At 67.1% G+C, this 18,717-nt stretch carries 19 protein-coding genes and 1 pseudogene; 6 read left to right on the forward strand and 14 right to left on the reverse strand.

The window, feature by feature from the left end; all coding sequences use genetic code 11:
- Positions 1 to 31 precede the first annotated feature (31 nt).
- Positions 32 to 2,416, forward strand: a complete 2,385-nt coding sequence (locus tag CIW48_RS29375) for a glycosyltransferase (RefSeq protein WP_149313949.1) — start codon at positions 32 to 34, stop codon at positions 2,414 to 2,416.
- A gap of 65 nt (positions 2,417 to 2,481) precedes the next feature.
- Here CIW48_RS29375 and CIW48_RS29380 read toward each other — a convergent pair whose 3' ends face one another.
- The 3 genes from CIW48_RS29380 to CIW48_RS29390 form a co-directional block, all read right to left on the reverse strand.
- Positions 2,482 to 4,140, reverse strand: a complete 1,659-nt coding sequence (locus tag CIW48_RS29380; RefSeq protein ID WP_149313950.1) for a GDSL-type esterase/lipase family protein — start codon at positions 4,138 to 4,140, stop codon at positions 2,482 to 2,484.
- Positions 4,141 to 4,162: 22 nt separating this feature from the next.
- Positions 4,163 to 5,407, reverse strand: a complete 1,245-nt coding sequence (locus CIW48_RS29385; RefSeq protein ID WP_149313951.1) for a discoidin domain-containing protein — start codon at positions 5,405 to 5,407, stop codon at positions 4,163 to 4,165.
- Positions 5,408 to 5,484: 77 nt separating this feature from the next.
- Positions 5,485 to 6,840 (reverse strand): coagulation factor 5 8 type domain-containing protein, encoded by a 1,356-nt coding sequence (locus CIW48_RS29390; protein WP_149313952.1) that lies wholly within the window; start codon positions 6,838 to 6,840, stop codon positions 5,485 to 5,487.
- A 155-nt stretch (positions 6,841 to 6,995) separates the two neighbouring features.
- On the opposite strand from CIW48_RS29390, the gene CIW48_RS29395 reads away from it, so the two are divergent.
- Entirely contained in the window at positions 6,996 to 7,400 is a 405-nt protein-coding gene (locus CIW48_RS29395; protein ID WP_149313953.1) for a nuclear transport factor 2 family protein, read from the forward strand.
- A 23-nt stretch (positions 7,401 to 7,423) separates the two neighbouring features.
- Here the strand turns inward: CIW48_RS29395 and argC are convergent, their stop codons facing one another.
- The 5 genes from argC to CIW48_RS29420 form a co-directional block, all read right to left on the reverse strand.
- Positions 7,424 to 8,374 carry an N-acetyl-gamma-glutamyl-phosphate reductase gene (argC, locus tag CIW48_RS29400; RefSeq protein ID WP_149313954.1) on the reverse strand — a complete coding sequence of 317 codons (951 nt, stop codon included), beginning with the start codon at positions 8,372 to 8,374 and terminating at the stop codon, positions 7,424 to 7,426.
- A gap of 169 nt (positions 8,375 to 8,543) precedes the next feature.
- Positions 8,544 to 9,029, reverse strand: coding sequence for a 30S ribosomal protein S9 (rpsI, locus tag CIW48_RS29405; protein WP_091782848.1), 486 nt, complete (start codon positions 9,027 to 9,029; stop codon positions 8,544 to 8,546).
- 2 nt (positions 9,030 to 9,031) lie between these two features.
- Complete coding sequence (rplM, locus tag CIW48_RS29410) at positions 9,032 to 9,493, reverse strand: 50S ribosomal protein L13 (protein WP_043356851.1); 462 nt, start codon at positions 9,491 to 9,493, stop codon at positions 9,032 to 9,034.
- A 210-nt stretch (positions 9,494 to 9,703) separates the two neighbouring features.
- On the reverse strand, positions 9,704 to 10,321 hold the full coding sequence (locus CIW48_RS29415; protein WP_149313955.1) for a CoA-binding protein: 618 nt from the start codon (positions 10,319 to 10,321) through the stop codon (positions 9,704 to 9,706).
- Between the two features lie 115 nt (positions 10,322 to 10,436).
- Entirely contained in the window at positions 10,437 to 11,720 is a 1,284-nt protein-coding gene (locus CIW48_RS29420) for a nucleotide sugar dehydrogenase (RefSeq protein ID WP_149313956.1), read from the reverse strand.
- Between the two features lie 148 nt (positions 11,721 to 11,868).
- Here CIW48_RS29420 and CIW48_RS29425 point away from each other — a divergent pair, with 148 nt between their 5' ends.
- From CIW48_RS29425 to CIW48_RS29430, 3 genes are all read left to right on the forward strand, one after another.
- The gene (locus CIW48_RS29425; RefSeq protein ID WP_149313957.1) at positions 11,869 to 12,135 is read left to right on the forward strand and encodes a hypothetical protein; all 267 of its coding nucleotides are present in this window, start codon (positions 11,869 to 11,871) and stop codon (positions 12,133 to 12,135) included.
- A 69-nt stretch (positions 12,136 to 12,204) separates the two neighbouring features.
- On the forward strand, positions 12,205 to 12,339 hold the full coding sequence (locus CIW48_RS34650; RefSeq protein ID WP_281407403.1) for a hypothetical protein: 135 nt from the start codon (positions 12,205 to 12,207) through the stop codon (positions 12,337 to 12,339).
- A 220-nt stretch (positions 12,340 to 12,559) separates the two neighbouring features.
- Positions 12,560 to 12,913: a hypothetical protein gene (locus CIW48_RS29430; RefSeq protein WP_246695472.1), complete on the forward strand. Its 354-nt coding sequence runs from the start codon at positions 12,560 to 12,562 to the stop codon at positions 12,911 to 12,913.
- Positions 12,914 to 13,170: 257 nt separating this feature from the next.
- On the opposite strand, the gene CIW48_RS29435 is transcribed toward CIW48_RS29430, so the two are convergent.
- The 3 genes from CIW48_RS29435 to CIW48_RS33585 all read right to left on the reverse strand — a co-directional run bounded on the left by CIW48_RS29435 (position 13,171) and on the right by CIW48_RS33585 (position 16,079).
- On the reverse strand, positions 13,171 to 13,536 hold the full coding sequence (locus tag CIW48_RS29435; RefSeq protein WP_149313959.1) for a cytochrome c family protein: 366 nt from the start codon (positions 13,534 to 13,536) through the stop codon (positions 13,171 to 13,173).
- Between the two features lie 398 nt (positions 13,537 to 13,934).
- Entirely contained in the window at positions 13,935 to 14,117 is a 183-nt protein-coding gene (locus tag CIW48_RS29440) for a hypothetical protein (protein ID WP_149313960.1), read from the reverse strand.
- 1,251 nt (positions 14,118 to 15,368) lie between these two features.
- Positions 15,369 to 16,079, reverse strand: a complete 711-nt coding sequence (locus tag CIW48_RS33585) for a hypothetical protein (RefSeq protein ID WP_173009442.1) — start codon at positions 16,077 to 16,079, stop codon at positions 15,369 to 15,371.
- Between the two features lie 497 nt (positions 16,080 to 16,576).
- On the opposite strand from CIW48_RS33585, the gene CIW48_RS29450 reads away from it, so the two are divergent.
- Positions 16,577 to 17,425 carry an FkbM family methyltransferase gene (locus tag CIW48_RS29450; RefSeq protein ID WP_173009443.1) on the forward strand — a complete coding sequence of 283 codons (849 nt, stop codon included), beginning with the start codon at positions 16,577 to 16,579 and terminating at the stop codon, positions 17,423 to 17,425.
- On the opposite strand, the gene CIW48_RS33710 is transcribed toward CIW48_RS29450, so the two are convergent.
- From CIW48_RS33710 to CIW48_RS29460, 3 genes and pseudogenes are all read right to left on the reverse strand, one after another.
- A complete protein-coding gene (locus CIW48_RS33710) occupies positions 17,403 to 17,687 on the reverse strand; it encodes a hypothetical protein (RefSeq protein WP_197739395.1) in 285 nt (94 codons plus the stop codon). The two genes, CIW48_RS29450 and CIW48_RS33710, sit on opposite strands and share 23 nt — an antisense overlap.
- A gap of 9 nt (positions 17,688 to 17,696) precedes the next feature.
- Positions 17,697 to 17,846 carry a hypothetical protein gene (locus CIW48_RS33715; protein ID WP_197739396.1) on the reverse strand — a complete coding sequence of 50 codons (150 nt, stop codon included), beginning with the start codon at positions 17,844 to 17,846 and terminating at the stop codon, positions 17,697 to 17,699.
- 550 nt (positions 17,847 to 18,396) lie between these two features.
- Positions 18,397 to 18,717: pseudogene (locus tag CIW48_RS29460) on the reverse strand (sugar transporter); the annotation flags it as partial.

Genomic DNA, 18,717 nt, shown 5'->3' on the forward strand with positions numbered 1-18,717 from the left:
CCCGCTGACGCGCGTTCGAAGGATCTGATCGATGCAGGACGGTGCAGGAGAGGCCGCGCCCGCGCTCGAGCCGTGGCAGGAAGACTTCGCCACGATCTACGCCAGCGGCCTGTTCGACCATATCGGGTACGCGACGCGCTATCCCGATGTCGGCCTGACCGACCTGTCGCCCTTGGAGCACTACGTGAAGTACGGTGCCCGGCTCGGGCGCCGTCCCCGGGCCGACTTCACCGCGCCGCCGGACGAGACGTTCAACGGCAGCTTCGTCAATCCCTTCGCGGCCTGGATCCGGGCGCGCGCCGAGACCCAGCCCGCGCCGGCCTGGAACCGGCCGGTCGTCTCGGTCCTGTGCATCAGCTACAACCAGGCGGCCTTCATCCGGCAGACGCTGGAGAGCATCCTCGGCCAGACCACGGACTTCCCCTTCGAACTGCTGGTCGGCGACGACCGCTCCACGGACGGGACCGCCGAGATCATCGCCGAGTACGCTGCGCGCCACCCCAACCTCGTGGCGGTCCTGCGCAGCGAGAATCTCGGGCCGAACAAGAACTTCGCCGACCTTACGGCGCGCGCCCGCGGGGAATTCGTGGCGATCTGCGAGGGTGACGATTACTGGACCGACCCGCGCAAGCTCCAGAAACAGGTCGATTTCCTGCGAGCGCGCCCGGAATTCACCCTCTGCTTCCACCGCGTGCGCGTCGTCTACGAGGACATGCTGGGGGTCGAGGAGCTGTACCCGAAGCAGTGCAGCCCGCAGCCGTCGCTGTCCGACCTCGTGGCCCACAACTTCGTCCAGACCAACAGCGTGCTCTACCGTTGGCGCTACCACGGCCAGGAAGCGTTCGTGTTCGACGAGGGCATCGCCCCCGGCGACTGGTACGTCCACCTGATGCACGCCGAGGTCGGGCGCATCGGCTTCCTGCCGGAGGTGATGGCGGTCTACCGCAAGCACGCCGCCGGCATGTGGGCGACCTACGCCACCGAACTTGCCCGGCACAAGAAGCTCGGCAATGCCGAGATCGCGTTCTTCCGCAAGCTGCGCGGGCATTTCGGCGGCCGCTACGCGGCGGGCTACGAGGCGTCGCAGAGGGCGATCTTCCGCCGGCTGGCCGAGGCCTATCTCGACGAGGAAGATGTTGCGAGCCTCGGGCGTCTGATCGAGGCCAATTCCGATATCGCTCGGGACGCCTTGAGCGACATGGGCCTCGACGCTCCGGATGACCTTTCAGGCGAGCCGGAGGCGCTGCGCGCGTGGCTGATGGAGCAGCTCACCGTCAGCGTCATCGTCACGGCCTACAACCACGCCGCAGATATCGGCCGCTGCCTCGACGCGGTGCTGGGCCAGCGCGGGCTGTTCCGCCTGCAGGTCGTGATCGGCGATGACAAGTCCTCCGACGGCACCGCCGAGATTGTCGAGCGCTACCGGTCGCGCGATCCGGAGCGGATCGCGGTGCGGCCCCGGCCGCAGAACCTCGGCATGCTGCACAACATGCAGGACTGCCTCTCGGCTTGCACCGGTCGGTACATCGCCTTCTGCGAGGCCGACGATTACTGGCTGTCCGACCGCAAGATCGCCATACAGATGCGGATGCTGCGCAACGACCGCAAGCTGGACATGTGCTTTAACTGGGTACTGCTCCACTACCCGGCGACCGGCTCCTACCTGCCGCATGACGAACAGGGCCGCTATCCGACCGGAACGATCAGTTTCCCGGTGCTGGCCAACTCGCCGCTGACCGCCAACTTCTCCTGCTGCTTCTACCGCGCCGACGCCCTGCGTCGGGTGCCGGAGGCCTACTACGCGAACGCCTCGGCGGCCGACTGGCTGATGAATCTCTACGTCGCCGACAAGGGCCGGATCGCGTTCCTGCGGGAGCTGCTCTCGGTCTACACGGTCCAGGAGAAGGGGCAGTGGTCGGGCCTGCCGGAGGACATCAAGAACGCCCGGATCGCCCAGTACCAGAAGGAGTTCGCCGGCATCTTCGGCGAGGGGCGCGGCTTCGAGAAGTACGAGGTCGGCTGCACCGTGGCCGAACTCGACGGCGAGCTGTCGGATTCCTTCGCCCGCGCCAATCTCGAAGCCCCCCAGGACCGGATCTGGGCCGAGATCCAGGACGGGCAAGTGGTGCTGTCCGGCTGGGTTGTCTCGGCGAGCCGCGCCAAGGTGACGTTGGTCGCGGAGATCGACGGTGAGGTCCAGCGCATTCCCGTCGACGTTCACCGGCCTGACGTGATCGCGGCGGTGCTTGGCGACATGCCGACCACCATGGAGGAGGCCCGCTGCGGCTTCCGCTTCACCCTCCCCTACGCGCTCCACCTCGAGGTGCTGCTCTCCATCGAGGTCGAGCACGAGGTCGTGCCTTGGCTCTCGGTGATCTTCACCCACCGGGTGAAGCGGGTGCCCGAGCAGGGCTGATCGCGAGCGGGGACCTGCGCAAAGCGCAACGCCGCAGCCCCGTTTCAACGCCCTCGGATGCAGTCTTAGCGCCGTGGACCCCTGAACAGCCGCTTCGCCCGCGCTAACGGCATGCGGGCGCGGGCCCGGTCCAGCGCGCCGCGGATCTCGGCGGCCAGCCGCGTCGCGGCGATCTCGCGGGCGGGATCGTCGTAGTGGACGATGTCGTAGAAGGTCCCCTCCTCCCGGTCGCGGAAGATGCCGCTGAGGTCGAGGGCCGTGAAGGTGCGCCGGTAAGGGCGCCGCGCCGCGAGCTGCGCGGTGAACGCCTCCAGCTTGGCGTATTGCCGGTCGAGATAGGCCAGGAACGCCCCCGAGGCGACGCCTCGCTCCACCTCGGTGAGGTGGCGCTTGCGCAGGATCGTCGGCTGCAGGACGCTGATGATCGGCACCCCGTGGTCGTGGGACAGCTTGGTCAGCCGGTGCGCCGCCAGTTCGTAATGGTGGACGATCGCGTCCTCCCAGCCGGGGCTCTGCCAGCCCACTTCGGCCCGCAGCCGCTTCAGTTCCTCGTAGATCAGCGTGATCAGCGCCTCGTAGGACAGGCCGTCCTCGCGGGCCCGCGGATCGTGCGTGTCGAAGAAGTGGTCGTAGAGCCGCTGGGTGATGAAGGCGTTGTAGGGGTGGCCCGGCCGGGGATCGTAGGTCCAGGGCTGGAACAGGTCGGTGCTGCCGCTGAGCACGAGGATCGCGTCGGGGCTGTAGGTGATCAGGCGCGACCAGATCAGGTGGGTCATCTGCGTGAGGCAGCTCGACATCACCCCGAAATTGTAGACCTTCGCGCTGTCGAGCCCGCCCGCCCGCAGGATCCGCTCGATGCGGCCTGGCAGGGTGTTGGCGATGTCGCCGCCGTCGATCGTGGTCGAGTCGCCGACGACCAGGATCCGGGTCTCGCCCTCCGGCTTGCGCGCGCCGATTGGGACGGCGTTCAGGAAGCCGTCCGCGTCGAACGGGACGCCGTAATGGGTCGCCCCCGGCTTGCCGGCGAACTGGATGAACGGGCTCGGATAGCGCGTGTTCGAATCGAGATAGCCGAAATGGTGCAGGAACTTGCGCCGACGCGCGGCGTCCTCGCTCTCCGGCGGGGCCCAGATCTGCTCGACACCCGGGGCGGTCAGAGCCGCCATCATCGCGTCCCTGAGCGCCGCGTAGCCGGCGGCGTTCAGCCGGCCGCCGTCGTCGCTGAAAGCGGGCCTGAGCGCACCCGTCCCGGTCGCCAGGACGGCGTCGTAATCGATGAACTGCGCGCCGTACGCCTGCGCGTGATCGCGCAGCCACGCGTTGACCTGCCCGATGAGCGGGATGGGCAAGCCGGCCGCGGCCGGCGCGGCCGGATCCACCGGCGGGATCGAGCCGACCCAGGTCCGCACGTAGAGGTCGCGCGCGTCCTGCAGCATCGCGGTGAAGTCGGCCACGATGCTGTCCAGCGACGGCGCGGCCTTGCCGCTGAGGATGTCGTCGCGGCCGCCGATGAGGTGAAGGCCACGGGCTCCGTAGAGGGCGATGTCGGAGCGAAGCCGGCGTCCCATGTCCCGGGTCGACTGGCCGGCAATTCCGCGCGCGACCGTCTGGGGTCCGGAGAAGAGAGATGGTGTCTCGGCCACCAGCTCCGCCGTGACCGAATCGCCGAAGAACAGGATCGGCCCGAACGGGAACAGCGGCTTGTCCTGCATCGGCGTGCTCATGCCGTCGCGATCCGGGGCGGCGTCAGCGCGCCGCGAAGATCTCGATCCCGTCGAGGTGCAGGTGCTGCTCCTCGTCGAGATCAATCTTGAGGTAGCGGAACCGCGCGTTGTCGAACCGCAGGTGGAGGGGCAGGCCGGGATGGCAGTGGGCGTCCACGGCGTCGAAGACGAGGCTGTAGTCGTTGTCAGTCTCGCCCAGCCAGACCCGCATCAGCTGCGCCCGCTCGCTGAGCTGCCCCCAGCGGTTGTAGATCCGGATCTCCGAGACCCGCTCGACCGCGCCGAGATCGAGCACGAACCAGGGGTTCCGGTCGAGCCCGGTGTGGAAGAAGAAGGACGGGTCGCCGGTGGTGCGCTCGCCGTAGATGCCGGTGGTGCCCGACCAGGGCGAGGCGGAGCTCGCCGTCCAGGTCTTGCCCAGCGCGATGTTCTCGGAGGGCCGCATCGCCACCAGCGTGTCCATCTCCAGCTCGTCGATCAGCGTCCGGATCTGCTTGGACGGCTGGCGCAGCGGCGGGATCTCCAGGTCGAGCTTGTAGATCAGGTTCGACAGGATGCTCTGGTCGAAGCGGTGGTCGATGAAGCCCTCGAGATCCGGCAGGCCCATCTGATTCGGGCTGTCGGTGACGACCCGCAGATCGCCCGCGTAGCGCAGCCACTCGGCCACGAGCCGGCGGGTGGCGGGGCTCACCATGAAGGCGATCCAGGAAGCCTGGATCTGGTCGGCATCCCAGTAGCGCGCCGCGTCGCACTCCATCAGCACGAAGCAGTCGCGCTTGGTCCAGGCCCGCTGCGGCTTCCCGTGCAGCACACCCACGGCGACCCGGCGCTCCGAGCCGTCGAGCCAGGTGAGCAGCGGCGCCACCGGCGGCAGCGGGTCGTCGCCGACCGCCTGCATGCCGGTATCGCTGAAGACGACGAAGTCGCCGTCGCGGCGCTTCTCCAGCGCCTCGGCGATGACGTAGGGCTTCCAGGCCCAGTTGCCGGCGCCCCGGGACCGGTCGAGGATCTCGCGGTGCTCCCGGTAGAACGGCGTCGCGCGCAGCCGGTCGGGGGACCAGCTCTCGATCGTGTCGAAATCGCCCGTGGCGGCGGCCGAGGCCACCAGCCGGCGCTGGCTCTCGACGTAGTGGTACTTGGCGGCGAAACTGACCAGGGTGGTGTGGCGCGGCCGGAACCGGCGCCGCAGCCGCATCAGAACCTCGGCCCGGTGCATGTCGAAGGCGTTGACGCGCAGGGCCTCCGAGGATGGGTCAGCGCTGGCCAAGTCTGTCCTCCGGCGGTGGCTCGAGGGCTTGTCACCGGTTTTGCCGGCTTCGGCAAGGCGCCGCGGCGCGGCCGGGTTCAGGCGTCGTCGAACGCGAGCTTCTCGGCCGGATACTCGAGCATCAGCGCGCGGCGCTCGGGCGAGTTGTCCCACTCGCCGACCTTCGTGTAGCCGCCGGCAACGTCCAGCACCTCGATCACCCGCCCGATGGTCGGGATGCTCTTGAAATGCTGCGGCCAGCCGGAGGCGAAGTAGAAGACCTGCTCGACATGCTCGGAGAGCTGGCAGACCCCCGGTCCGAAGGTGCCGAGCCCGAAGACGAGGTAGCGCCCGTTCATCAGTGCCGTGACGTCGTCGATGAGAGTGCCGCTCTGCGTCGTCAGCGGCACGCCGAGCGCGGTGATCCAGGCCTCCAGCACCGGGATCACCGGGTTGAGCCGGTTCTCGAACACCATCTTGATCCGCGCGATGCGGCCCTCCGTCAGGAGGCGCCGGATCACCATCTGGTAGAAGGCGAGTGGCGGCTGCGGGTAGGTCGGCGCCACCCAGGTGCTGAAGATGTCGCCCGAGCGGATGTGGATCAGCAGCTCGTCGTCGGGCTTGGCGGGGATGTCCCGCGGCAGCCGGTTGAACAGCGGCCGGATGCAGGTCCGCACGATGTCTCGGGTCTCGTCGGGGCCGAGGGGGCCGGCGAGCTGCTGGATCCCGAGGTCGAAATACATCCCCGACAGGAAGGCGCCCGCCTCCGGCAGCGGCTCCGAGCCGGGGATGAAGGTGAGGCCGCCGCAGGTCAGGGGGCCGGTCAGGCCGATCACCTCGCTCCGGTCGGCGGCCGGGAGCTTGATATATTTCAGGTTCAGATTGCGGGCGATGCCGATGGCGAGCAGCAATTGGATCAGGCAGTTGCCGAAGGCGCCGCACTCGTAGAGCGCGAGCCCGACCAGGGCGCGGGAACGCGGCCGCTCGGCGCTGACGAGGCGGTAGGAGACGTAGGGGTTCGCGCCGGGCCGCTCGTCGGCCATGTCGAACGGCACGTCCAGCACGCGCCGCAGGACGATGAGGTCGAAATCGGCCTGCGCGCACAGAATTCGCACCACCTGACCCTGCGCTCCGGTTGCCGTGACCCGGACATGGCGTGCCCAGGCCCCCTCCCCAGGTGCGAGCGTCAGGGCCGTGGCACCTGTGCAAGCGGGGACCGCGTCGAGGACCGGTTCCCGCCAGACCTCTCCATCGTCGGACAGGGCAAGGCCGGGCCGCGGACCAGCCATGTCACCGGCGATACGGACGGAATGGAGCGGGAAGCGCAGGCCGAGATCCATCTGGATCTGGGTAACCCCGGTCGGCAGCGGCGCGTGATCCGAACGGAGCCACGATCGTCCCGCCGTGAGGTCGATCAGGTCGACCTCCGTCTCACCGAGTGCCTGCGCGCGCATCGCCCTCAATCCTTGCCGCCGGCGGAAGCGGCGGGCCGGGGGTCGCATAGGCCGCGATGCAGGTTTGTACCAGCCGTCGATCGCGCGGGCTGTGTTCTGCGGGAGCCTCGCGTATCCTCCACTGGTCAGGGCCGCGTCGGTGCGAGGGAGCGTTCATGTCCGAGGAAAAAGCCGTGGTCCGGGCCGGCGATGAGCCCGACTACGATCGCTTGCTCCGGGAGAACCTCGCGCGGGTCTTCAACGAGCGCGACGGTGCCCTCCGCGCGTCCGCACTCGCGGACCTGTTCGTGGACGATCCCGTGATGTTCGAGCCGGCCGACGTCGTGCGGGGCCGCGCCGCGATCGCGGAGGTCGCTGGCCGGCTCCTCGAACAGTTCGGCCCGACCTTCCGCTTCACGCCTGTGGGAAGCGCCGTTGGGCATCACGGGCTCGGCACGCTCCTCTGGCAGGCCGGCCCGGCCGGCGGTCCCGTGGCGATCACCGGGACGGATGCGGCCGAGATCGTCGACGGCCGAATCGCGCGGCTCTGGGTGCTCCTCGATCCACCCCCGGCGGCCTGAGCCGGCGCGCCAGGATGATCCGCTCAGGCGTCGAGCCCGAGCATCAGCCCGAGATTCTGCACCGCCGCCCCGGAGGCGCCTTTGCCGAGATTGTCGAGGCGCGCCACCAGCACCGCCTGCCCGTGCTCGGCCGAGCCGAACACACGCAGCTCCAGCTGGTCGGTGTCGTTGAGATCCTCCGGCTCGATCTTCTCGCGGTGCGCACCGGTGGCGGCGCCCGGCACGACCTGCACTAGGGGCTGGCCTGCGTACCAGGCGCGCAGGGCGGCCTCCAAGTCGGCCGCCGTGGGCCGGCCCGGCAGCGTCTCGAGGTGGAGCGGCACGCTTACCAGCATGCCTTGCCGGAAATTACCCACTGACGGCACGAAGATCGGCCGCCGGGTCAGCCCGCTGTAGCGCTGCAACTCAGGCAGGTGCTTGTGGGCGAAGCCGAGGCCGTAGAGCTGGAACGGCGGCGCCGTGCCCTGCTCGTAGGCCTCGATCATGCTCTTGCCGCCGCCGCTATAGCCGCTGACCGCGTTGACGCTGATCGGATGGTCGGCCGGGATCAGGCCGCCCTCCACCAGCGGGCGCAGGAGCGCGACGCCGCCGGTCGGGTAGCAGCCCGGATTGGCGACCCGCCGGGCGCGGGCCACCGCCGCCTCCTGCTCCCGGGTCAGCTCCGGGAAGCCGTAGGTCCAGCCCTCCGCGACCCGGTGCGCGGTGCTGGCGTCAAGGACGCGGGGACCACCGCCGGGCAGGCTGTCAGCCAGCGCCACGGTCTCTTTGGCGGCCTCGTCCGGCAGGCAGAGCACGACGAGGTCGACCTCGGCGAGGAGCGCGCGCTTCGCCGCCGGATCCTTGCGATGCTCCGGCGCGATGCTGCGCAGGGCGACCCGCCCGTCGCGCTCCAGGCGCTCGCGGATGCCGAGACCGGTGGTGCCGGCCTCGCCGTCGATGAACACGGTGGGCTTCGTCGCGCCTGCGCCAGACATCGTCCGTCTCGCTCTCTCAAACATGCCTTGCCGCCCGAGTCGGGCACCGCGGCTGGGGATCAGGTGCGCGCGGTGCGACAGCCTGTCAACGACCACGCCGCGGCCTGAAAACGCGAAAGGGCGGCTCCCGCAGGAACCGCCCTCTCCGTGACACCGGTGTGACCGGATATCAGCGCTTCGAGAACTGGAAGCTGCGGCGGGCCTTCTTGCGGCCGTACTTCTTACGCTCGACCACGCGGGCGTCGCGCGTGAGGAAGCCCTCGCGCTTCAGCGGGCCGCGCAGCTCCGGCTCGTAGTAGGTCAGCGCCTTCGAGAGACCGTGGCGCACCGCGCCGGCTTGGCCCGAGAGGCCGCCACCCGCCACGGTGACAGTGATGTCGTACTGGTCGACGCGGCCGGCGATCTCCAGCGGCTGGCGCAGGATCATGCGCAGCACCGGACGGGCGAAATAGGTCTCCACCGGGCGCTTGTTGACCGTGACGGTGCCGTTGCCGGGCTTGATCCAGACGCGGGCGACCGCGTCCTTGCGCTTGCCGGTGGCGTAAGCCCGGCCCTGCGCGTCCAGCTTCTGGACGTGGACGGGGGCTTCGTTGGCCGGATCGACCGCGCCGGTGTTCGACCGGTTGAGGTCGGCGAGGGATTGCAGGGTCGCCATGATCAAGCGCTCACGTTCTTGCGGTTGAGGGCGCCGACATCGAGCGCCTGCGGCTGCTGGGCCTCATGCGGGTGCTCGGAGCCCTTGTAGACGCGGAGGTTGCCGAGGATCTGGCGGAAGAGCGGGCCGCGGGGCAGCATGCGCTCGACGGCCTTCTCCACCACGCGCTCGGGGAAGCGCCCCTCGAGGATGAACTTGGCCGTGCGCTCCTTGATCCCACCCGGATAGCCGGTGTGATAGTAGTAGCGCTTCTGGACGTACTTGCGGCCGGTGAACTTCACCTTGTCCGCATTGACGACGATGACATGGTCGCCGCAATCGACGTGGGGCGTGTAGGCAGCCTTGTGCTTGCCGCGCAGGCGCATCGCCACGATCGACGCGAGGCGGCCGACGACGAGGCCCTCCGCGTCGATCACGATCCACTTCTTGTCGACCTCGGCGGGCTTCAGCGAGGTGGTCTTCATAGCCAAATCCCTGGGGTTCCGACGGACCGGCCCCCGACGCGTCGGGATCCGCGGACATCGGGGTGCCGAAAAACGAGCCGCCGCGTGTGGCACACGCGGCGGCGGTGCCGGGTGCATAGACGGACCCGCGGGTTCGGTCAATAGCGAAATGCAGTGTCGCAAAAAATCCAGATTTTTGAACCGTTTAACTGATGAGGTATCAGAATACCTTTAGCTGTCGGTGCGCCGGCCCCGCTCCGCGATGGTGAGCTTCTGGACGCCGCGGGCGGCGAGCACTGGCTTCTTCGCACTGAGGATCCGGGAATTCACCCCGGTCCAGCCGATCTCGCCGGAAAGACGGCCGTACTCGATCTTGGGACAGCGGTTCATGATCACTGTGAGCCCACATGCTTCGGCCCGGGCGGCGGCGGCATCGTCGCGCACGCCGAGCTGCATCCAGATCACCTTCGGCAGCGGCGTCAGCGCCAGCGCCTCGCCGACCAGGGGTCCGGCGGCGGCGGAATTGCGGAAGATCTCGACCATGTCGATCGGCTGGTCGCCCAGCGCGGCCTGGACCTCGGCCAGGGAGGCCATCACCCTGCGTCCGAGCAGATCCTGGCCGGCGAGACCCGGATTGACCGGTGTCACTGCGTAGCCGCGGTCGAGCAGATATTTCAGGACGATCCAGCTCGGGCGCGCGGGGTTAGCCGAGGCGCCCACCAGCGCGATCGTGCGCGTGCCGTTCAGGATGGTGCGGATCTGCGCATCGGGGTAGCGGGCGTGCCGCTCCGCGAGCGCCGCCGCGTCGCTGGGCGCGGGCTGCCGGTGATCGTGGCCCGTCTCGTCCATGGCGTGTTCCCTCGTCGTCCGGATGATCGCGGGTCTTGTTGCGTTTCTTGCCGCGATTTTTGCCGCGTTTCTGCCCGCGCGTCTCGCCGCTTTCCCGGCACCGGCGCGGCCGCCGTCACAGCCGCCACACCTCGTAGCCCAGCCGCGCGAATGGTGCCTTCTCGAAGAGCGCCTTCACGTCCACGATCAGGCCGCCAGGCTTCACCTGGGCGGCGATCGCCTCTGGCCCGAGCCGGGCATAGTCGCGGTGCGGGACCGCGATCACGGCCGCGTCCGCGTCGGCGGGCAGGTCGGCCCAGTCGACGAGGTCGATGTCGTACTCGGCCCGGGCCTCCGCCTTGCCGGCGCGGGGATCGTGGACCGACACGGCGCAGCCGAACTCCTCCAGCTCCCGCACGAGATCGGCCACCTTCGAGTTGCGCAGATCCGCGCAGTTCTCCTTGAAGGTCAGGCCGAGGACGATCACCCGCGCCCGCCCGGCGGCGCCGCGCCGGACGATCCGCTTCACGGTGCTGCGGGCCACGTGGGCCGCCATGCTGTCGTTGATCCGCCGCCCCGCCAGGATCACCTGCGGGTGGTAACCGATCATCGCGGCCTTGTGGGTGAGGTAATAAGGGTCGACGCCGATGCAGTGGCCGCCGACCAACCCGGGGCGGAACGGCAGGAAGTTCCACTTGGTCCCGGCGGCCGCGAGGACCTCCTGCGTGTCGAGGTCGAGCTTGTCGAAGATGAGCGACAGCTCGTTCATGAGCGCGATGTTCAGGTCGCGCTGGGTGTTCTCGATGACCTTGGCGGCCTCGGCCACCCGGATCGACGAGGCGGCGTGGAGCCCCGCCTCGATGATCGATCCGTATAGAGCCCTGAGCCGCCCCAGGGTCTCGGGTGTGTCGCCCGCGACGATCTTTACCACCTTGGCGAGGCTGTGCTCCCGGTCGCCCGGATTGATCCGCTCCGGCGAGTAGCCGACGAAGAAATCCCTCTTCCAGCGCAGGCCCGAGGACCGCTCCAGGACGGGGATGCAGACCTCCTCGGTGGCGCCGGGATAGACGGTGGATTCGAACACCACGGTCGCGCCCGGCCGCATGTGCCGCCCGACGAGGTCGGAGGCCCGGATCAGCAGGTCGAAATCGGGGCTCTGGGCCGCATCGACCGGGGTCGGGACGGTGACGATGATCACGTCCGCCGCATGCAACGCGGTCGGGTCATCGGTGATCGCGAGGTGCGCGGCGGCCCGGAACGCCTCGGCGTCGATCTCGCCGGCCGGGTCGCGCCCGGCCCGGTAGGCCGCCACCTTGTCGGCGTCGCGCTCGTAGCCGATCGTGATCTGCGCCCGGCCAAATGCCAGGGCGAGCGGGAGCCCGACATAGCCCAGGCCGACGATTGCCACGCTGTCCGCCACGCCGGATCCCTCTGCGGGCTCAGAAGGCGCCGATGACGATCCGGCCGCCGGGCGCGTATAGGGGCGGCCCGCGCCGGCGTCGACTCACATCGGCCCGCGCGGAGCGCTGGCCCGGACTGCGCACGGGGTGAGACCATGGGGCGTGACAATGCCTGATCTCCGCTGGATCGAGGGGCCGGTCCACTGCACCGACCTTGTCGACGGGACCGGCAAGGTCTTCGGCTACGTCGGCCCGTGCGCCGCGGGCACACGCGGCTACGTCGTCCAATCCGGGTCGGAATGGCCGCCGCGCCCGGCCGCCTTCACCGATCACTCCGCGGCCGCGACGGCCCGCGTCTGGGTCGAGGCCGAGGTCGCCGCGCGCGCCTTCCGGCCCGTCCGCATCCTCCGGGAGGAGGGCACGCTGGCCTCCTGATCGTCCGGCGCAGTTCAGGAACTCGTCAGCTTCGTTCGGCTTTGTTGTGTCGTGGAGTGGAGGCGACCGATGGCCGAGATCTGCATCACGGAAGATCAGAACGGACGATGGACCGTCTACACCGCCGGGTTGGTGGTGACGGACCTGACGCGCGAGGCCGCCGAGGCCTTCGCGGCGAGCTACCGCCGCGTGACCGCCAGCTGATCGAGCGGCCCGCCCGGCGCCGGAGTCGGTCTGACCGATCGGACGGACCGACCGGAGGAACGCGCGGATGGTCGCTGGCCGTGACGGCGGCTTAGTGGCGCCTAAGGTTTCAGCGTCCGCCTCTCATGGGACTGACAGCACGCACCCGAACGTTCGAGCTCCGGGGAGCGCCGTGCTATGAGGGCCGGTCGCCCTGTCGCGGGCAATGAGATCGATCATCATGCGCTCGTTCATGCTCGCCGTCGCCCTGCTGGCCCTGCCCGCCCCTGCCTCCGCGCTGTGTCGCTGCACGTGCATCCGCGGCGAGATGAAGGCGATCTGCCAGGAGACCGACCTGACAGTTCCGATCTGCCAGGGGCTCTGTGAGACGACGATCCGACAGGAGCGGGTCATCACGCCGCTGGCCGGCGGCCGGCAGGCCTTCGAGCCGGCCCAGTCGACCAACCCCGCGCCCGGCGGCCTCGTGTCGCCCGATCTCAGCCTGGACACCAGCCCGAACGGCACGCAGCTGGGAACGCCGAGCCAGCTCTCCGGCAGCGTTGGGTCGAGCCTGTTCTCCGGCAGCGGGCGCTGAGCCACGAAAAAGCCCCGCGCGGCGGTTGCCAGCGGGGCTGAAGGTTGAGGACGCCCGGTGCGTTACGCCGAGCGACTGCGCCTGGAGTAACATAATCGTGCGCGAAGGGAAGCTCTCGCGACGGCGAACCGAGAATATTTTTTCGACAATACTTGAATACAGCGTGGAGATCCCTGCTCGGCCGAACCGGGCGGGGTTGATCGCGATCGATTCGCGGCGGGAGATCTCGCGCCGCGCCGGCCCGGGGCCTGTCCGACTTAGGACTGGGACTTCAGGTAGGCGATGACGTCGTTGATCTTCTTGTCGTCCGCGATGCCCTGGAAGATCATCTTGTTGCCCGGCACCTTCGTCTTCGGGTTCTTCAGCCACTCGTGCAGGTTGGCCTCGTCCCAGGTGATCCCGGAATTCTTCAGGGCGGCGGAGTAGTTGTAGCCCTCGTAGGTGCCCGCCTTGCGGCCGACGACGCCCTTCAGGTCAGGGCCCACGCCGTTCTTCTGGAAGTTGTGGCACGCCTTGCAGGGGGCGAACGCCTTCTCGCCGGCGGCGGCATCGCCGGCCTCCTGGGCCTGCGCTGCGAGCGGCACGACAATGGCGAGGATGGCGCCGATTGCAAGCATACGCATGTATAAACTCCAATCCAGAAGATAAGCTTCACCGTTTTGACAGAAAAGATGCGCGATGCAAGCGAAAAAATCTGTGCCTGAACGCAGATTATATTGGCCGCTCCATCACATTATTTCGAAATCTGTGCCAACCACGGTGACAGGCCTTCGCGGCCGGCGCGCCACCCCGTGACGGGCCGTCGCCCGCGCATCACCCGGCACACCCCTTGGAAGAGGCGGAGCCGGCGGACCTGAGAATTCCTCCAACCTTGGCATGTTGGGATGTTGACGTGCGCCGCGGCGCGATAATCCGTCCCCGGCCGGAAAATCCGTCTCGCCCCGGGGGCGAGGGCGGCGCGCACGAAAAAAGGCTCGCCGCGGTGAGCCCTGCTGGGTCCCGGGGGCGGACGTGGTCGCTGCTAGGCGGCGAGCGGCAGCCGGAGCGCCGGCGGGCGGGGCTTCGGCGCCGCGGCGGCTCGGACCATCGCGGCGCCGGCATCCCAGGCCGCCGGCGCCGCGACCCGCGCGGCAAGGATCGTCGTCTCCAGGATGTGGGGCGCCGCCGTCAGCGGGCGGGGCATCGTCGGTTGTTGGCTGGTCATGACGGCTCAGAGGCTTCCTCCGAGGGGCATGCGCCCGAATGGTTACCGCCGTGTCTCCTCCGGGACGGCGCGCGGAAACGTGATGCACGTCTGTGCAAGCGGAACCCACGCCGAGCCCAACTTTACGCATCGCAGCGTCGCGACGAAGCACATTTACCTATCGCGGCATTTGCTCGGCCCGTGCCCGCTCTGGTCCAAATCCGTTCGATGGCGTCGGCAACGCTATCCGACGTTGGCTGCGCAAGGACGCGGCACCAACATGGCACGCTGGGGTGAGCAGGGCCGCATTACCGACTCAAATCGCCCCTGCCCTGCCCAGCATTTACGCGAAGGCGAGGGCAATGCGAGCCGACTCTGGCAGGAGGTACGCACTCTCTGCTTCTCAGGCGTCGTCGTGGCGGTAGGGGCCCGCGCTGCCAAACTAAGGGGCGCATCCGCTAGGCCCAGTTCCGCTTCCGCCACGGTACGGCACCAATCTGCGGTAGGCGACGCGCCTGTTCCAATTGGGCGACGATGCACCGGAGCGGGAGAGACATTTCCTGACCGCACCCGTCTAAGCTGCTTTTTTGGAGAACGACCGAACGGTGAGCGAGGCGCGCGCCTTCGCAGCGCCGCTGCGGGCGCAAGAGCCCATGGCACTCGATCCGGAACTTGCGCGCTGCCGCGCCAGCACATTGGCGGAGGTTGGTAGATGGCCTCACGCGAGATCGTGCCGCCGTTGAAGTCTTGCTCCCACTACCCTGTTCAACGGAGCCGGTCGAAGGGCGGTTCCGTTGTCTCAAGCTTAAGCTCGTATGTCCGCAGCTCGGGAACTCGCCCTACACTGCGCCTTCAAATGGAGATTGGTTGAGCCGATTCTCCCCGCAGAAGAGCGAACCTTGGCGCAGTATAGCGAGGTTTTGGTCGGGGCCGACGTCGCAAAGGCGCCTAGCGCGATTGCGGTCGCCGAGTCCCACAGCCCATTTGGCGGCCATCTATCACGTCATTGCGCGCGGGATCGGCACTGTCCGATTGCTTGTGCCGCGGTGTCGAACACAGAACGTCACACCGATCGCCTCGCAGACGTAAGAGGCCGGGTGGCGGCAACCGGGATGGCTACAACCAATCACATCCGTCCGATCATTCCTCCCATCGAAAGCCGGCCGCGGATCCTTCGCTTTGGGAGCGGCCTGGATAGGAGTGAGGGATTGATGTGCGGATTTTTCCAGGATTAAAGGGGGCTGAACCTCGGCGCCCTCGCCCTGCCGCCGTTCAGCCCCCCACCAGTGCTGGTTCAGTCCCCCCGGCCAGGCGTGGTTCGGTCCCCTGTACAGGGGCCGGTTCGGTCCCCGCTTTGCGTAGACTCAGGCCAACGAAGCGCGTCTGACGGACGAGTTCTTCCAAGTCGCTCTTCAGGTAGGGCATGCCACCTTCGGAGAGCTGGACAACGAGCGAGCCAGGATCCGGCGAGGTGCTCCGGCGCGTACTGGACTTCCGGCCTTGGTCCTCCGCACGGCGCGCAGGCTCATAGGTTGAAGCTGTCGCGGCCTTCGGCACGGCAGTAGCTTCACCAACGACGGCCGCCGGGCTCACCTTGGGTTTGGTGCCTTTGGGGACGCCACCGTGCGGTGCACGCACCTCACGCCTGGCCGTGCTTTCATTCCACTTCGGGTAGAGGTGCCGCATTAACTTGCCATTGCGCGGCTCCATGATAGATGTGATGTGTCCGTTCCTCTCAAGCTGACGCAGCCCCTCGATCACGGCTGACGGACTGACCCCAAGGGTCTCGGCCATTCGGCCGTTTGTACGCCAGCACGCGGCGGTCTTTGAATTGAAGGCATCCGCCAATAGTGCGGCCATACGTACGCCCGGCAGACCGATGCCTGCGCTCGAGATGACGTTGACCAGCCACGGGCCGATCTCACTCCATTTCTGCCCCCGCGGGTACCTGATAATGCCTTCCTTGGGCTCGCTGAACGGCATGTGCCGGCCCTCCTGATGGGCCGACTGCCGGCCCGGTCAGAAGGTGCTGAAGAGCGACGAAAATCGCTTGCTGCCGATGCCTGGGCCTCGGACCGGAAGGTCCGGTCCGATTCCATTGCCGTCATGTGCACCGCATCGAGCAGCACCCACGTCCAGAGGTGGCGGCCGGTAGATCGGATCTCGAAGCGCATGGCAGGCTTGGTATGCGATTGGACATACGCGCGCCATGCGCCCCGAGAAGGCTCGACGCGTTAATGGCTTGGCCGGCGGAACATCCTGCGTCGGCTAAGATCGGGCTTGCCCCGACATCCTCGCAGATCACAGGCGAGATCTGCCGCAGCCCTTCGGACCGATTTCTAGGTGTGCAGAAGGCGGCGCGGTGCCGTCGTCTAGATCCGCAACGAGAGGTTGATGATATAGGTGCTCGGCTACAGCAGTAGGTGTAGCCCTTCGGGCAACACGGAAGTATGGTCGGCCATGCAATTGCGGAGATATTGGTGAGCGAAGAAGACAAGAAGCTCGATAAAATTATTGACCTGCTCGAGTTTATGAAGCCATATATCGAATGGACTCACAATTATACGCTCGGGCAACTCAGACTACAGAAAATATCTCTGTTAGAGCCGAAGAACGTGATTACTTTCTATTATCAAGGAACGGCGCCCGTTAGTTTTTACATCCCCCGGGCGAGCGTGGATCACATTCAAACCCACTATCTCATGAACGAAACGTTTTGGGATCAAGAAACGGTGGAGGTGCTGGCTCCGTTCGTCGCTGGGAAGCACATCCTCGACATCGGGGCGAACGTGGGCAATCACAGCGTGTTCTGGGGGAAGCTTGCAGGTGCGGCTTCTATCCAGGCGTTTGAGCCAATCACCGAAACATATGACATACTCGAACGCAATGTGAGCCTGAACAATCTCGGCAAGATCGTAAAGACCCACAGGATCGCTCTAGGTGCGGAGAGCGGTTCCGGCGACCCTGTATCGATCCCGTCGAATCGGATGCAGGCCACCGTTCACTCCAGGAAGGATGGCGGGGGAGCGATCCAGATCCGGACCCTAGACTCTTACAAATTTCGCAACGTGCATTTCGCAAAAATAGACGTCGAGGGCCATACCTTCGCTATGCTGCAGGGCGGCCTAGATACCTTTAATCGTTGCGCTCCTGCGCTTTACATAGAATTATTTCCGCATGAGTTCGAAAAGTGCCGGGAGCTGCTCACTAGCAATGCCTACGATGTGATGGGGACTATTGAAGATCATAACTATGTTTTTGTCCATCGCTCCAAGGGGCAGGATGCGGAGCAGCTAAGGGGGATGATCAAGCAGGCCTATCATGCCTGATGGAGCCGCCCAGCATATTCATTGGCATTACTCGATAGGCTCGCGTCGGTGAGACGCCGCGACTTAGCTGCAGGGCGGCCTTGATCGGCCCCCAGGTCTGACCCGGCTTCGTCCTGCAGCCAGAGAAGCGCTCGAACACGATCCGGTCGGGCTCGACGCCGACGGCCGGGCTGGCGTTGACCATCAGGGCGCCGGCATATTCCACGCGCAGGAAGCTGTATTCCGGATGTACGCCGAACAGCTGCTCGGCGGTCCAGCCCAACTGGTGCGCCTAGGCGCCGAACTGGTCGATGAAGGCCAGCGCGTTCGCCCGCATGGGCGGCCACTTCGTCGGCAGAAGATACCGGCACGGCGAGGCGTGCTCGGACAGGCGCTCGATCTGGTCGCGCCAGGAGGTGACGGCAGACGGAAGCTCGGACATGGCGTGGCGGTACGGCCGAATGGTTTCCGAAACGACAAAGCCCGCCGCGGCTGAGGGCCGGGCTCAGGGTCCGTTCAGATCGTGAAGGATAGAGCGCTACACGTCCGCGCGCAGGACGCAAGACCAGGTCACCAGATTGTAATTCGGGATTGGTACGACGCCTGCATTATACAGCTTGAGCGGGGACGAGGAGACGACACTCATGATTACACCCATTCGATCCGAAGAGAAGCCAAAACAGCCGGGATGGTACGTAGTACTCGACCCTCATTCGGGAGAGACGGAGGTCGTCCGCGTCAGGACGAACATGAGGGGCAAGTCAGAGCCGATCTTGAGCGTGACCTGCAGCGGTAGCGGCGACCATCATCCGCTGATCACCACCGACTTTGTTTTTATCGCCCGCATAGATCTCGAGCAGGTTCGTGCGCTTCAGGCCGCTGGAAAATAAAGTGCCCGCCGCGGCGCTTGGCCGGGCGGGCAGTCGCTCTAACGGACTTCCCAGCCGTCAGAGGGATCAGATCAGCAGATCGCTGAAAAGTCTGCGCCGCGCTTACTTCGTGTATGTGTAAGCGGTGGCCGCGGAGGCGAGCGGTCCGGTGACGCCGTTGAAGGCGGTGAGCACCTTCTGGACTTCGGTGAACGGCGCGTTCGACACGTAGATCAGATCGCGGTTGCGCATCCGGAACGCCTGGGACACGAACAGGCTGTTCGGGTCGCGCATGTCGATCCGGTAGACCACCGGCACCAGCGGCGTGCCCAGCAGGCGCGAGCTGGGGCTGAGCCGCCGCACCACGCTGGCCGGCTCGAACCGGAAGATGAAGGTTCCGGCCGGATCGGCGGCGAAGTCGGACAGGCCGCGCGCCTTGGCCAG

This window comes from Methylobacterium sp. P1-11 (genome assembly GCF_008329595.1).
In the GTDB taxonomy this organism is placed as follows: Bacteria; Pseudomonadota; Alphaproteobacteria; order Rhizobiales; family Beijerinckiaceae; genus Methylobacterium.